This window comes from Streptomyces sp. TOM-9, from assembly GCF_056858595.1.
Map to the genome: position 1 here is coordinate 1,585,025 of NZ_JBXEQB010000001.1, position 13,284 is coordinate 1,598,308.

General features: G+C 69.2%; 14 protein-coding genes and 1 pseudogene. 7 read left to right on the plus strand and 8 right to left on the minus strand.

What is annotated here, in order from left to right; all coding sequences use genetic code 11:
• Nucleotides 1-28 precede the first annotated feature (28 nt).
• Nucleotides 29-496: a hypothetical protein gene (locus AC1VWI_RS07400; RefSeq protein WP_499510134.1), complete on the minus strand. Its 468-nt coding sequence runs from the start codon at nucleotides 494-496 to the stop codon at nucleotides 29-31.
• A gap of 279 nt (nucleotides 497-775) precedes the next feature.
• Between AC1VWI_RS07400 and AC1VWI_RS07405 the strand changes: the two genes are divergently transcribed.
• The 5 genes from AC1VWI_RS07405 (at nucleotide 776) to AC1VWI_RS07425 (ending at nucleotide 5,539) form a co-directional block, all read left to right on the plus strand.
• Nucleotides 776-1,324, plus strand: a complete 549-nt coding sequence (locus tag AC1VWI_RS07405) for a DUF4190 domain-containing protein (RefSeq protein ID WP_499510135.1) — start codon at nucleotides 776-778, stop codon at nucleotides 1,322-1,324.
• Between the two features lie 25 nt (nucleotides 1,325-1,349).
• Nucleotides 1,350-2,963 carry a peptidoglycan-binding protein gene (locus AC1VWI_RS07410; RefSeq protein WP_499510136.1) on the plus strand — a complete coding sequence of 538 codons (1,614 nt, stop codon included), beginning with the start codon at nucleotides 1,350-1,352 and terminating at the stop codon, nucleotides 2,961-2,963.
• Between the two features lie 449 nt (nucleotides 2,964-3,412).
• A complete protein-coding gene (locus AC1VWI_RS07415) occupies nucleotides 3,413-4,087 on the plus strand; it encodes an SMI1/KNR4 family protein (protein ID WP_499510137.1) in 675 nt (224 codons plus the stop codon).
• A gap of 602 nt (nucleotides 4,088-4,689) precedes the next feature.
• On the plus strand, nucleotides 4,690-5,139 hold the full coding sequence (locus AC1VWI_RS07420; RefSeq protein WP_499510138.1) for a hypothetical protein: 450 nt from the start codon (nucleotides 4,690-4,692) through the stop codon (nucleotides 5,137-5,139).
• Between the two features lie 232 nt (nucleotides 5,140-5,371).
• Nucleotides 5,372-5,539 (plus strand): hypothetical protein, encoded by a 168-nt coding sequence (locus tag AC1VWI_RS07425; RefSeq protein WP_499510139.1) that lies wholly within the window; start codon nucleotides 5,372-5,374, stop codon nucleotides 5,537-5,539.
• Between the two features lie 83 nt (nucleotides 5,540-5,622).
• Here the strand turns inward: AC1VWI_RS07425 and AC1VWI_RS07430 are convergent.
• Nucleotides 5,623-5,940 (minus strand): annotated as a pseudogene (locus tag AC1VWI_RS07430) (transposase); the annotation flags it as partial.
• A gap of 632 nt (nucleotides 5,941-6,572) precedes the next feature.
• Complete coding sequence (locus AC1VWI_RS07435) at nucleotides 6,573-7,091, minus strand: hypothetical protein (RefSeq protein WP_499510140.1); 519 nt, start codon at nucleotides 7,089-7,091, stop codon at nucleotides 6,573-6,575.
• Between the two features lie 282 nt (nucleotides 7,092-7,373).
• Between AC1VWI_RS07435 and AC1VWI_RS07440 the strand changes: the two genes are divergently transcribed.
• Nucleotides 7,374-7,583, plus strand: a complete 210-nt coding sequence (locus AC1VWI_RS07440; protein WP_499510141.1) for a hypothetical protein — start codon at nucleotides 7,374-7,376, stop codon at nucleotides 7,581-7,583.
• Between the two features lie 197 nt (nucleotides 7,584-7,780).
• Here AC1VWI_RS07440 and AC1VWI_RS07445 read toward each other — a convergent pair whose 3' ends face one another.
• A complete protein-coding gene (locus AC1VWI_RS07445; RefSeq protein WP_499510142.1) occupies nucleotides 7,781-8,650 on the minus strand; it encodes an aminoglycoside phosphotransferase family protein in 870 nt (289 codons plus the stop codon).
• A gap of 239 nt (nucleotides 8,651-8,889) precedes the next feature.
• Between AC1VWI_RS07445 and AC1VWI_RS07450 the strand changes: the two genes are divergently transcribed.
• A complete protein-coding gene (locus AC1VWI_RS07450; RefSeq protein ID WP_499510143.1) occupies nucleotides 8,890-9,357 on the plus strand; it encodes a DUF5994 family protein in 468 nt (155 codons plus the stop codon).
• Between the two features lie 429 nt (nucleotides 9,358-9,786).
• Here the strand turns inward: AC1VWI_RS07450 and AC1VWI_RS07455 are convergent, their stop codons facing one another.
• The 4 genes from AC1VWI_RS07455 to AC1VWI_RS07470 all read right to left on the minus strand — a co-directional run bounded on the left by AC1VWI_RS07455 (nucleotide 9,787) and on the right by AC1VWI_RS07470 (nucleotide 12,786).
• On the minus strand, nucleotides 9,787-11,040 hold the full coding sequence (locus tag AC1VWI_RS07455) for an ice-binding family protein (protein ID WP_499510144.1): 1,254 nt from the start codon (nucleotides 11,038-11,040) through the stop codon (nucleotides 9,787-9,789).
• A gap of 799 nt (nucleotides 11,041-11,839) precedes the next feature.
• Nucleotides 11,840-12,310, minus strand: coding sequence for a Ku protein (locus AC1VWI_RS07460; RefSeq protein ID WP_499510145.1), 471 nt, complete (start codon nucleotides 12,308-12,310; stop codon nucleotides 11,840-11,842).
• Complete coding sequence (locus AC1VWI_RS07465) at nucleotides 12,222-12,668, minus strand: Ku protein (protein WP_499510146.1); 447 nt, start codon at nucleotides 12,666-12,668, stop codon at nucleotides 12,222-12,224. Before AC1VWI_RS07465 ends, AC1VWI_RS07460 begins: the two co-directional genes overlap by 89 nt.
• Nucleotides 12,646-12,786 (minus strand): hypothetical protein, encoded by a 141-nt coding sequence (locus AC1VWI_RS07470; protein WP_499510147.1) that lies wholly within the window; start codon nucleotides 12,784-12,786, stop codon nucleotides 12,646-12,648. Before AC1VWI_RS07470 ends, AC1VWI_RS07465 begins: the two co-directional genes overlap by 23 nt.
• Between the last annotated feature and the right edge of the window lie 498 nt (nucleotides 12,787-13,284).

Below are 13,284 nucleotides of genomic sequence, written 5' to 3' on the forward strand. Positions count from 1 at the left end.
GGAGTTCCGGTCAACTCGTCCAACTGGTTCACGCCGCAGCGTCGAAGGCAGCCCGCAACCCGACGCCGCCGGCGGTTCGCGGCCGCGGGACGCGCTCCGCGAACACCGACAGGCGCAGCACACGGTAGCGGGCGATCCCGACGAGCGCGGTGGCCGACAGGTACACCGTCTGCTGCAGGACGAGCCCGGCGCCGGGGCGGAGCGCGGTCAGTGCGCCGACTGCGGCCGACGTGACCAGCCAGCCGGCGGCGACGGTGGCCGCGCTCTTCACGTGGCCTGCCAGGCCGGGCCGTCCCTGGCCGAACGAGACCCGGGCGTGCAGTTCGGTGGCGACCACGGTCGAGGCGACGGTGGTCAGTACGTTCGCCGCCATCCACGGGATCCACTGCGAGAGCAGGACCAAGGCCGCCGAGGCCGCCAGGGTGACCCCGCAGCCCAGCCCTGCGAAGCGCACGAACGCCGCCGCGTGACGGCGGATCAGTCGCAGGCCGTTCATGGTGGTCCCCTCCCCGGTCGCTACCCCTCGCGGGGCCGTCGTCGTCATGCCGCAGAGCGTGGCCGACCCGCCGTTCACCGCCGTTTCACGGCGTTTTCAGGGGCGCCGACGGCAGTGAAACCGGTACGGCGACACGCGGCCCGTCGCGGCCACAGGCAGTGGGTCGGCATGCCCGGCGATGCGCAACGCGCACCGGTGGGGGCGGGGCAATATCGGGTTCCAAATGCCGGATATATTCGCACGGCCGTTCGCCCGACCCTCCATGAGGAGCGCTGTTCCGTGGACTCGCAGCACCCGTCGTACCCGTCGTCGCTCACCCCGACGCCCGTGCCATCGCAGCCTTCGCGGCCATCGCGCAACAAACTCGCGGTCGTGGCCCTGGTGTTCGGGCTGCTGGTCTTCGTGCCGGTGGTCGGCATGGTGGTGGGGGCCATCGCTCTGACACAGATCAAGGACACGCGCGAGCGGGGCAAGGGCCTGGCCGTCACCGGACTGGTCCTCTCGGCCCTGAGCACGGCGGTCATCGCCGTGGTCCTGGCCGGCAGCGCGTTCACCGCGTTCGTGACGGGCGTCGACGAGGGCGTCAAGGAACGGTCGCGGAGGCGTCGGACGCGTCGGGGAACACCGAGGCGTGATCAGCCCGGGCTCGTAGGCGAGGGCGGGGCGGAGCGCGGCCGGCCCCTTCGACGCCAGGAGGCGGTGCCTCCCTCCCGGACACAGCGGCGGAATCCGGCCAGTTGTTCGAAACGGATTGCCCGCACGGGCACCAGCTGTCACCGTCGTGCGCGGCCGCCCGGCGGCCACTCGACCCGGTCGCTCGTCAGATGATCCGTCGAAGGAGTCCTCCGCAGTCATGAGAAGCCTCTTACACCTCCCTGCCCCGGGCGCCGGACCCGGCTGGCGCGCCCGGATCGTGAGCCTCGCGGCCACCGCGGCGATCCTCGTGGCGGCCACCCTGATGGGCGCCGGCCCGGCGATGGCCGCGCCGGCGCCCATCAAACTCACCTCAGCCTCCTGCCCGACCGACATCGTCCAGGGCCAGGTGAGCGGTTGCGTCACCGAACTGCAGAACCTGCTCAACGCCCACGGGGCGGGCCTCACGGTGGACGGCGACTTCGGGCCGAACACGCTCTACGCGGTCCGTGAGTTCCAGGCCGCCACCGCGATCGCCGTGGACGGCCGGGTGGGCCCCCAGACCAAGAGCAAGCTGTACGCCACCGGGGGCACGGCGCCCGCTCCGGTCAACCTCACGTCCTCCTCATGCCCGGCGAACATCGTGCAGGGCAGCAAGAGCGGCTGCGTCACCGAACTCCAGCGCCTGCTCCGCCACTTCGGCTACGCGGTGAGCGTGGACGGCGACTTCGGGCCGGAGACGTACAGCGCGGTCCGCAGCTTCCAGTCCTCGCACGGCCTGTCGGTCGACGGCGAGGTCGGCCCGAACACCAAGCGGGAACTGTACGACACCGACGAGGCGCCGTCGACCGGCCTGGACCTGCGGTCCTCCTCGTGCCCGTCCGTCATCCTGGAGGGCCAGACCGGCGGCTGCGTCGCGACCCTGCAGGCGCTGCTCAACGGCAAGGGCCAGCACCTCGACGTCGACGGCGAGTTCGGTCCCCTGACCCTGACGGCCGTGAGGTCCTTCCAGTCCTCGCACGGCCTGTCGGTCGACGGCGAGGTCGGCCCGAACACCAAGAACGCCCTGTACTCCAACATCGGCGGTGGCGGCGGCAGCGGCGCCCCCGCGCCGATCAACCTGAACTCCGCCTCGTGCCCGACCGACATCGTCAAGGGCCAGCGCAGCGGCTGCGTCACCGAACTGCAGAGCCTGCTCAACCACCACGGCGCCGATCTCGCCGTCGACGGCGACTTCGGGCCGATGACCGACAGCGCGGTGCGGGACTTCCAGGCCGAGAAGGGGCTCGCGGTCGACGGCAGGGTGGGCCCGAACACCAAGGCCGCCCTGTACGGCGCGGTCACCCCGCCCACGTCGCCGCCGCCCGGCGGCGGCTACGCCAAGCTCCTCGAGGTCGCCGCCGCCGAGGTCGGCACGGTCGAGGGCAGCGCCCGGGCGAACAGCTACGGAGTGTCCGTGGGGCTCTCCCTGTCCACCAACAACTACGCCTGGTGCGCGACGTTCGTCAGCTGGGTGGCCAGGCAGACGGGTGCCACCTCCTACCGCAACAGCTACGTCTCCGGCTGGGTGAAGCAGGCCCGGGCCGGCAACTACCACCTGTCGGTGACGACCAACCCGCAGCCCGGCGACATCGTGGCCTTCGACTGGAACGGCGGGAGCAACTTCAACGACGGCCAGGAGCACATCGGCATCGTCCGGACGGTGAGCGGCGGTTCCTCCTTCACCACCGTCGAGGGCAACACCGGCAACCCGGGCGGCGGCAAGGACGGCGTCTACGTCAAGAACCGCGGCACGAACCTGGGGTACGACGTGGTCTTCATCCGGGTCCGCTGACCCAGGGCACGTACGGAAGCGGTGCCGCACCCGCGACCCCGACCCCGGGTGCGGCACCACTCCGCGTCGGGGTCGCGCTCGGCCCCGGTGGCGCGTTCGCCGTCGGAGGCGTGCTGGGGCGTCAGCTCGCGCCGGTGTCCCGAAACGCAAGAGGACTTGAGACAGCCTGGACACTCATCACGTACCACTGCCTGGGCGATGGTCCACGCAGGTACAAGTGCCGGCCTCGTCCGATGGGACGTGCGTATCGCTTGAGGGGCGAGCCGTTTGGAAGGGTGAGACAAGCCTCCTCGACCAGTAGGGCCTCGTGTTCTGTCATGCGGCAACGATGCAGGCGATCAGGCTGTCGACGGCCACCGAGCATGACGATCTGCTCTCCGTGGACGGCCATGCCTGCGGGAGCGACCACGGGGGTCTTCCGCAGTCGAATCTCGATAACGTCGGGTCCTATGACCGACTGGACTGGGGTACGCGAGCGGGTTCTGGCTCTGGCCGCGATGCCTGGCAGTGACAAGGTGTTCGGAGCCATGGGGCACGGCTTTGCGCTGGATGTACCTCTCTCGGCCACCGAGGTGACCGAGCTCGAAGCGTGGTTGGATGTTGAGCTTCCCGAGGACTATCGCTCGTTCCTGATGCACGTCGGAGCGGGCGGAGCCGGCCCGGCTTACGGCGTATTTCCGGTGCGGCGCGGGGACTCCGGCGGCTGGCGTTGGGTCGGCGACGTCCCTGAGGAGGTCGAGCCGGGCATGCTCGCTGAGCAGTTTCCGGGAGGGGCGGATCCGGTGGCAGCAGCAAGGATCCTGGCTGAGCAGCCGTTCAGGGAGGAGTTCGACGACCTCGCCGATCTCGACGCAGCCCTTGATGTGTGGGAGGAGCGTCTGGCCGAGGTGCAGTACAACCCGCGCTTCACTGCCGGGGCGCTCTGCCTGTGTGACGAGGGCTGCGGGCTGATGGTCTGGCTGGTCGTCACGGGCTCGGAGCGCGGACGAATGTGGCGTGACCCGCGCAGCGACGGCACGGACCTGCATCCGATGCGCGGCGCCGACGGCTCTCCGCTGGACTTCGCTGCTTGGTACCTGGGCTGGCTCACTGCCGCCGAGGCTGTATGCGGCCTGGACCGATAGGAAGGAATCCGCTGTCGATGTCGGTCGGCGTGACTCTGTGTCTGTCGCCCGGTGGGATCGTCCCCCTGGCCGTGCGTCCATGGCGACAGGACTCCTGCACAGCTCGTGGGTGTTCGCGTCACGAGCCGTTCCGCCGCAGGCCGCAGCACCGCATGCATTGCATCCGGACGAAGACGAAGGTGCCACTCGCCAAGGGTGTCGACGTGACCAGCGATGCTCCCGTCTGCGGAGGATTGGCGCTATCCAAGCGGGAGGGCGACGGCCGGCCGGTCAGCCGGTGGCTGTGGAAGTTTGTCACGGCACCGGTCGACGAGGTGCCGCCGGTGTATCCGCCGTCCGCCAAGAACGAGGGGGGATGCCGCGACGCAGACGGCGCAGCCGGGTCAGCAGGGTCGCCGCGGCAACCCGGTAGCCGACGTTCGCGGCGGACCGGGTCGTGATCGTGACCGCGCTACCGGAGTCAGGGCAGGGATTCCTGGCGCTTGCCCAGCTCACAGAAATCCTGTCGGGGAGTCGTCCAGTTGCGGACCTAGAATCACGGGTCGCAGGGACCGCAGGTGTGCGTACCTGCTCTTGTGGGTTGGATGGGCCAAGGGGGACGAATGAGCCGGATATGGGTGTGGGTGGCACTGCTGGCGATACCGGTGGCGTTCCTGGGATGGATCGCTCACGGCATCATCGCCTTCGCGACGGCCGACAACCGGATTCCGGAGGGAGTGTCGGTACCGTGCTCGGAAGCGATGCGCTTCGTCGACAAGGACGGGCTGCCGACCGGGGCGCACGACGCGACGTGCACGGCCAGAACTTGGCTCGACACCCAGTACGACGTTGCGTTCCACATCTCTCGGGCCGATCTTGACCGTTGGCTGGCCTCGGACTACCCCGGCACAAAGCTGGAGTCGGGCTACTGCCACCACCCCGACACCGTCGATGCCTGCGCGCCTATCGAACTGGACCCGTCGGCTCAGAGCGGCGCAATGGCGATCGACGTCTCTGTGAAGTACGAGGAAAGTCACGTCGCCCTCGTGCACTTCGCGCCCTTCGATGTGTGACCACAGCCGGACGTATCCTTGCCCGCACCGCCGGACTGCGGCCCTGCGTCGAGTTGCCCAACTCGGCACTGCCGTGCGTCGGCCACGCCGACCACCGCCAGCAGTGGCGGTCGCACCAGATGCGCCACTCACCCCAGCCTCACCAGAGCCCGCAGCGGCTTGACCCAGTCATTGAACTCCTACCCGAAGCCGCTACACCGACCGCCCTCCACAGTTCCGCCGGGGAGGATCCATGACCGACCAAGACCCGATCGCCAACGCATCCCAGGGCGCCCGTGGATTCGGGTGCATGATCCTCGCGGTCATAGCGCTCGTCGCCGCGATGATGATCGTCCTGGCGTTGCCCTACTTGATTGCACTACTGGAGTGGGTGCTAATTGGCGGCGAGAAGGCGGATTGACGCGTGCCCGTGACGTGCCCGGTGAGGCGGCGCCCACCGGGGAACACCGGTGAGTGACTCCGGAACGCGCAGGTCAGCGCTTAGCCGGACAGCCAGGACACCGTCCGTTCCACGACCCAGCGGTGCCGGCCCAGGTGTCGGGATGACTCGGTGCCCTTGCGGGCCAGGCGGTGCCGGATGCCGCGGGAGGACAGCCAGCGCCGCAGATGCCGGTAGTCGCATCCCTTGTGCCCGCGCAATTTGCCGGGCCTGCGGCGTTGTGGGCCGCAGCGTGAACGGACGAGTGGGATGCCGCAGACCAACGGGATCAGAGCCTGGCTGTCGTGGAGGTTCGCCGCCGAGATGCCGATCAACAGAGGCAGACCACGGCGGTCCACGATGAGGTGGATTTTCGAATGTGCCGCAGATCGCGGAAGTGGACGTCCCCGAGGCCAGCCGTGCCGATGGCGTGGAGCCAGATCCGCCGGAAGTCGTTCCGCCGCAGCAGTCCCCCGCGCGGCCCGACGAAGACCCGCGGCGTACTCGGCAAGGTGGACCGCCAGGTCCAAGGTGATGGGGACCGGGAACGCCACGGTGCGCGCTTCGGCCGCGGCCTTGGGAGCCTTGACTGTCAGTCCGTCCAACCGCGTCTCGGCGACCGACCGCCGGACCGAGATGCTGCGGCGTTCCAGGTCTACGTCCCACCGCTGGAGGCCGGCTGGCTCCCAGAAGCGCAGCGCCGTGAAGGACGCCAGCAGGATCATCACCCGGTAGCGCGCGGGCACGGCGTCCACGAGCCGGAAGACCTCCGCCACCATCCTTGATCCGGCACGGATTGAGCTGGACCAGGCCGTCCGTCCACGGCGGTGTTCATGATGGCCCGGAGGCTCTGATACGCCTTGGCGACGGTCGCCCCGTCGATTCTGGCGGCCCGTAAGGAGCCTGGCCCGAACTTACACATCAGCTGTCGGTTCAGCAGCACCGATGAGTACGAGTTGGTGCCCGTCGTGTCGTGAGCCTCCCCGTTCAGGGGTTGCCGACGCCCTCCGCGCCGTCACGATGGGTTCGCCGGGAGGAGGGCAGGGAGGTTGGGCCACCATGAGGGGTGTGCTCGCACCACATCGCACAGCACCGGGCTACTTTCCAGAGTCCCTCGGCAAAATTCTTCCCAGGGCTCGGTGCTGGTGCTGTCGGGGATCTTCTGGTGGACGTGTATGCCGCTACTCATGACGTCAGCGAGCAGTTCGGCGATGGTGACGATCGCGTCGCGCTCATCCGATTGCTCGGGCAGTGGCTTGCTGTCGTAGAAGTGCCCGCGTGAGCCGATCCGTTCGAGCATCAGGATGTGCACCTCACGCAGCGACCGGAGCACCATGTCATTGGCCGAGACGGCAGCCACCGCATTGCTGATCCTGGTTTGCTCTGTGGCCGCCCGGGTCTGCTCGGCGGCGGCCCGGGTCTGTTCGGCTGCTGCCTTCGTCTGTTTGGCCAGGTAGAAAACGGACCACGCGGACATAATGAGCGCCAGTGCGGCCACGAAGGAGCCCACCGCTTCAGCCGATATCTCACCCATGACGCTCCCGTGCTCCCCTCGGCAGTGGCGGGACTGTACCGCAGCAGACCTCGGTCGCGGGCAGGGAATCTCCTTGAACACCCTTATATCTCCGAGCAGTTCAAGGTCCCTCTTCTGCCGGTCAACCGGCGCGACCGTCCCTCTACGCCTGCCCGTCAGGCATCATCCTGAGCATGACAGGAGTGAAGCAAGATCAGCTGTCACGTCAATGGGACGAGTTCAGGAGCTTGCGGTTTCCTCCGGGCTTCATCCGTCGCGAGCCCGAGGGGGAGTGCATTGGCGATGATGGACACGATGCTCGCCGGCTGCGTCTCCGTAGTGATGAAGCGTCCCCTGGACGAATGGCGCCGCGAGGTCCTGCAACGGCGCATCGCGGTCCTGAGGAGGATCCTCCCGCCCATCGATGATGACGAGTACGCGACCAGATACTTCACCCACGTGCTTCAGACGGCCGTGCTGACAGCCGAACTCGACGACGCTCGGTGCCACTAGCATCGCCAGCGCGTGCCACAACCGTGCCACATCGTGCGGACAACCACGGTCAACGACGGTTCCTCGCAGTCGCGCTGCACCGCCGACATGGCGACTCTGCAAGGTAGCCCCGACCAGCACATTCTCCGAAAGCCCCACCACCAGGCCTACAAGGCAGTGGTTCCCAAGAATCGCAGCCGCCGTCGATCGGCCGCGCCTCACAGCTCCGCGAGGACCTCCGCGACGGCGCGGCGTCCCAGTTCCGCCATGGCGGGGTTGGTGACGCGGTAATAGTCGATGCAGCCCACGAAGGTGAGTGCCCAGCGCCGGCCGCGGGCCCAGGTCGCGTCGTCGAAGCCGACCGCGTCGCGGAAGGCCGGCCGTGTCCGCGCGGAGAGCAGGGTCCACGCCGGGATGGCGTCGCACGCCGGGTCGCCCGTACCGGCGGTGCCGAAGTCGATCACGGCACGGAGCCTGCCGGCGTCGACCAAGATGTTGCCGGGGATGAGATCGCCGTGCGCCCAGCGGGGCGGGCCGTCCCACGTTGGCTGGGCGAGAGCGTCCTCCCAGGCGGCAAGGACGGCTCGTGCGTCGATGACGTCCGCCGCCTTCGCGGTCGTCTCCCGGACGAAGGGGTCCCAGGCCCGCAGCGGCCCGCCGCGGTAGCCCGTCGGCGCGCCGCTGGTGTCGGCCGTACGCAGCGCCGCGACGAACTCGCCGAGGTCCACGGCGAATCCGAGTTCGTCGCGGGTCTCCTCCCCCGGGTGCGTCCCGTCGATCCAGCGGCCGACCGCCCAGCGGAACGGATATCCCTCACCCGGCTGTCCCTGGGCGATCGGTTCGGGTACGGCGATGGGCAGGACGGGAGCGAGCCGCGGCAGCCAGTCGTGCTCGAACCCGACCTGCCCGACGGCGCCCTCGATCCGGGGCAGGCGGACCGCCATCTCGTCCCCGAGCCGGTAGATGGCGTTGCTGGTGCCCGCCGAGGGCACCGCCTCGATTCGCAGGTCAGCCCATCGCGGGAACTGCCGTGCCAGCAGCCGGCGCACCAGCGCGACGTCCGTCCGTATCTCGTTCGCGTGCATCATCACCCGGGATCGTAGCCCCGCCGCCGGCGGGGCGGCGGGGGACCCGGCGTCCTCGTACGGGGTTGCGGACATGCCTGTGGCCCACCACTGGAGCGGGCCCCAGGTGCACTCATGGTTGCCGGATGCGGCAAGCACGGAAGGCTCCGCAGCGGAGTACGGTGGACGAACCGAAGGCATTCCGTACCCGGCTTCCGTGCCGGCGTCGTTTTCGGCGAATGCCTAGCCGGGCCAGTGAACGCATGGGCTTGATCCTTGATCACACGACGCACGATGAATCCCTCGCGCCTGATGACGTACGACTCTCCCTGAAGCCGGTCACCGCCGCCCCGGGTCCCCTCGACGGAGCCTGGTGGCCCCGCTCACGCGATCTGGCGGCGGAACTCTCCGCACTTACGGCCACTCCGGACGCGCCATGGGGGCGGATCGCCCGTGTCGCCGTGAACCCGCACTTCTGGCCGGCCGTCCCCCGGAGGGTGGCCGTGGCCGGGCACGTGGTGCCCGTCGATTGGTTCACAGCGGACCAGGACCCTCGCAAGCTCCTGCTGCTCTCCCGCGACACCGGACGCTGGGACCTTCTGATCATTCCGCCGGAGACGGACTCCGACACCGCCGCCCGTTTGTTGTCCGCCGCGGCCGATCCCCGCATCACCGCCACCGCCGGCCGCTTGTTGGCAGTGGAGCGCTCGCACGTGGCAGGAAGCATATGAGGGTCTCGGACGCCGCCGTCACCACTGCTCTCGCTGATGCCGCGAGCACCCTGAGAGCACTCATGAATCATCTGCGCGACACCCAGCACGGCGGAACACACGGTTACGGCCCGCGCCTCCCGGTCGGGACCGTACCGACCACACCGGCGACGCCGGCACCGCCCCTCGTCAGGCACGAGCGCCGTGACCACCGCGACGGGGGCCGTGGGCGACTGCGCCCGTCCCAACGCCGCCGGTCCGGCCGAGCACGGGTGTGAGATGCATCGGCGTCGGCAAGTGCACGGCGGTCCGAGCTGATGCGGCGCTCCAGGTCGGCGGCGAAGGGCTGGTGGACGGCGCCGAAGCCGTAGATCCCCCAGGGGGCGCCCCTTTGTTCGGGGCGCCCCCTGGAAGTCTTCCTTCCTCAAGGCGATGAGGATGGGGCTTCTCTCAGTCCTGGCAGGTCATTTGGAAGCTCCATGCCAACTCGTCGTCGTCCGGTTCCTTCCACGGCGGCTTGGCGTGGCAGTGGCTGCCGTGCTCATCATCGTCGTACTCGTCGCCGTCCTCGTGCTTGCCGTCGTGGTCGTACTTGCCGTCGTGGTCGCGGTGGTCATGAAGGCCCGGACCGCCGGGGAGGCCGGGGTAGCCGGGGAAGCCGCCGGGGTAGCCGGGGTAGCCGGGGTAGCCGGGACGCCCGGGAGGACCTTCAGGACCGGCCGGGCCGGCGGGACCACTCGGACCGGCAGGACCGGACGGGCCAGCCGGGCCGGCAGGACCACCAGGTCCGGCGGGTCCAGCAGGACCGGCAGGACCGGACGGGCCAGTGTCACCAGGAGCACCAGAGGGACCGGCAGGACCCGAGGGACCGGCAGGACCGGAGGGGCCGGCAGGGCCGGTCGGGCCGGTGTCACCGGGAGCACCAGAGGGACCGGCAGGACCGGACGGACCGGACGGACCGGACGGACCAGTGGGTCCAGTCGGGCCGGTGGGACCGGTGGGACCAGCCACACCGCAGGTCGGGACCGTGATGTTGTCCCTGATCAGGGTGACCTCGCCGTTTCGCGCCAGCAACCGGCCCGCGATCGCCGCGTCGGAGCCCACGGTGATGTCCGTCAGGGCCATGATGGTGCCCTTGAAGTCGGCGTTGGTCCCGATGGTGGCGGAGCTGCCCACCTGCCAGAACACGTTGCAGGCCTGCGCTCCGTTGATGAGCCGGACGGTGCTCCCCACGTTCATGACCAGGGTGGAGCCGACCTGGAAGATGAAGACGGCGTTGGGGTCGCCCTGTGCGTCGAGAGTGACCGTCCCGTTGACGGCGAGATCCAGCGCCATCCCGGCGGTGTAGACGCCGGGCAAGAACATCTGGGTGTCGAGCTGCGTTCCCGCGCTGCCGTCGGAGGGCCTGCCGGCCGCGTCGTTGTAGGCGGTGACCAAGTCTGACTTCGCCTGACCGGCGGCAGCGTCGGCTACGTGCGTCGCTCCGACGACACGTCCGGGCGGAAAGCCCGTCACCGAAGTGCCGGGGCTGAGCCCCAGATCCCCGATGATGATGGTTCCGAGCGTGTTGGTGACCGTTGATCCGGCCAGAACCCCGTAGGTCTTGGCGGTCCCCAGTCCCACGGCCGGGGGCGATACGGCGTGGGCGAGGGTCGTGATCATGGTGAGCGTCGCCATCAGCACCGCGATAGGTATCAAGAGCATGGGTGCCTTGAGCCCCTTGTGGACGCGTATACGTCGCCTGCCTGGCGGAGCGGGCAGGACGGAAACCTCTGACATAGGGAGAGACCCTTTCTTGTGGCCGAGCCCGGCCACCCCTGCGAGGGGGACTTCGAACGTGGGTAGTGAGCTCCGGTCGTCGAACCTCAGTCGTGTGCCAAATCAGCGGTCCCAGACCAAAGGGGGCCGGCGAGCAAGTGCTCACCGAAGGAGGCGACAATCAGCCGCTCACCAGCCAAAAGCTAGCAATGATCCAATAAAGGGCATATGCGCGGAGAGCCAAAGGAGTTATGGGACGCGCCTGGTTCACTCTGCTGGTGGCGTCTCCGCGCAACCGGGGGCATTGGGCCAGGCCCGGCAGGCGGGAATCCGGGCACCGCGGGTTGTCTTCTGCCGACGTTCCGGGCATCAAGCGGGCACAGCAGTCCGCTGGCCAAGGCCTACTGCTCTGCCGTGCTTGACGGCGCCGGCATAAGCACGCCGAGACGGAGTGGAGCCGCGCCTCGGGGATCGGCCGGCTCGGGTTCGGCCTCAGCGGCGTGCCCAGGACAGGGACCCCTTCGGAGCGCAATCGGCATCGGTGACATGCCCGTCTGCCTAGACCCCTGACGGCAGGATGACGGCAACGGCGCCGTATACGTGGGGACTTCGGCGGGGGCGGGACGCATGGCCTGGGCCCGCTGCAGCAGAAACGTGGCGGCGCACATGCTGCCGTGAACGAATTGGTGAGGCGCGACGCAGAGGCAGAAGGGCACAGGGCACTCGGCGTACCGCAGGGACCCCGCTAGCGTTTGCCCGCCTGCCGGATGCTCTCGTCCAGCGCCGCCATCAGATCCACGGTCGGTACCCGGTCTTTCGGCTCCTGCAGCCCCGCGCCGGTCATCTTCGCGACCACCAATTGCTCAAGCGCCGCCGCGTGATCGTCGTGTAGCTCTCCGATATTGACCCCTGCGAGCTGGTCCATCAGCAGTTCTGCGAGCTCCAGCTCCCGCTCGGTCACCGGCGCCGCCAGGGACAGGTCATCTGGTTCGCGGATCTCCTCCGGCCACAGCAGCGCTCCGACCCAATAGGGACGGGAGTAGAGCACCGGATCGACATCGCGCTCGTCGACGAAGCCGAGGACGTCGACGGTGCGCTTGGTCGGAAGGGGGAGCGCGGCCAGGTCCTCATCGAGGAGCACGACGGTGCGTCCGTCGGGGCGCTCCCAGCCGCTCGCGATCTCCGACTGCGGAACCCTCCACGTCCTCGTGCTCACAGACCCTCCGGTTCCGGATGCGGGCTCCGTCGCTCGCGTGGACCTGGTGGAATCCGGTGCCGTGCTCTTCAGTGGCCGAGTAGAGGTGGATGGGAAGGGTGACCAGGCCGAAGCTCACGTAGCCAGTCCAGATCGCGTGCATGCCGACAGCGTGAGTGACGGGGCAGTTCGATGCCCGGTGGGCTACTCCGGAACAGTGATCACGACGTGCCCGCGAGCCTGGCTGTGGCCGGGTCTCCAGCGCGCTCTGGAGCCCGTTCCGGCGCATCCTGATACGGCGGGCCCGTCGGCCTCCGCCCTGGCTGGCGGGCCCGCTCACTCTCCTCAGCCCTTGATCAGCGGACGAGGCGGATGGCATCCGGGTTCCACCAGTAGGTGCGCCAGTACACGACAGGGAAGCCGTCGCCCTCCAGGAACGCCACCTTCACCTGGACCGCGTGCCGCCCGTCCCGGTACCGGATCTTGTGCCAGACCACGCCGTCATGCCACTGGCCGCCCACGCGGACCTGAACCCGCGGCCGCAGTCCCGGCTCGAGGCTCTCGTACTTCGGGATCCGGTCCGGCGGGACGTCGCCCGGCGGATGCGGACCACGTCCCCGTCGAGGAGCTGCTTCGGCAGCGCAGGCCACAGCAGCACGTGCACGGCCACCCTGCCGTCGGGGGGGCTCGCGGCGCTCGGTCACCGCACCGCGGTACAGGCGGCCGTCGAGCTGCAAGCCCACGCCCTGCCGGCGGTACTCCGGGACGGGCTCGACGTACACGGGAGGTTCCCCGGACTCCCGGTGCGGCACCTCCACCGCATCACGCAACTCGCGCACGCGTTCGACTCAATGGATGCGGGCAGGCCCAGCCAAGCCCGATGCCCGCCGGCACCCGATCGGGGTACTCCCGGGGGCACCCCTGTCGCCTGCCCGGGTCCCCGGCTGGCAGCCGCGGCTCGTGGGGATGAGGATCGGGCCGGTGCATGAGGGTTC

Bases quoted from the DNA above. Each gene is read 5' to 3' on its own strand.
- AC1VWI_RS07445 (WP_499510142.1), bottom strand. From the start codon at position 8,650: ATGATGCACGCGAACGAGATACGGACGGACGTCGCGCTGGTGCGCCGG.
- AC1VWI_RS07425 (WP_499510139.1), top strand. From the start codon at position 5,372: ATGACCGACCAAGACCCGATCGCCAACGCATCCCAGGGCGCCCGTGGA.
- AC1VWI_RS07455 (WP_499510144.1), bottom strand. From the start codon at position 11,040: ATGCTCTTGATACCTATCGCGGTGCTGATGGCGACGCTCACCATGATC.
- AC1VWI_RS07410 (WP_499510136.1), top strand. From the start codon at position 1,350: ATGAGAAGCCTCTTACACCTCCCTGCCCCGGGCGCCGGACCCGGCTGG.
- AC1VWI_RS07435 (WP_499510140.1), bottom strand. From the start codon at position 7,091: ATGGGTGAGATATCGGCTGAAGCGGTGGGCTCCTTCGTGGCCGCACTG.
- AC1VWI_RS07400 (WP_499510134.1), bottom strand. From the start codon at position 496: ATGAACGGCCTGCGACTGATCCGCCGTCACGCGGCGGCGTTCGTGCGC.
- AC1VWI_RS07420 (WP_499510138.1), top strand. From the start codon at position 4,690: ATGAGCCGGATATGGGTGTGGGTGGCACTGCTGGCGATACCGGTGGCG.
- AC1VWI_RS07440 (WP_499510141.1), top strand. From the start codon at position 7,374: ATGATGGACACGATGCTCGCCGGCTGCGTCTCCGTAGTGATGAAGCGT.
- AC1VWI_RS07465 (WP_499510146.1), bottom strand. From the start codon at position 12,668: ATGCCATCCGCCTCGTCCGCTGATCAAGGGCTGAGGAGAGTGAGCGGG.
- AC1VWI_RS07415 (WP_499510137.1), top strand. From the start codon at position 3,413: ATGACCGACTGGACTGGGGTACGCGAGCGGGTTCTGGCTCTGGCCGCG.
- AC1VWI_RS07450 (WP_499510143.1), top strand. From the start codon at position 8,890: ATGGGCTTGATCCTTGATCACACGACGCACGATGAATCCCTCGCGCCT.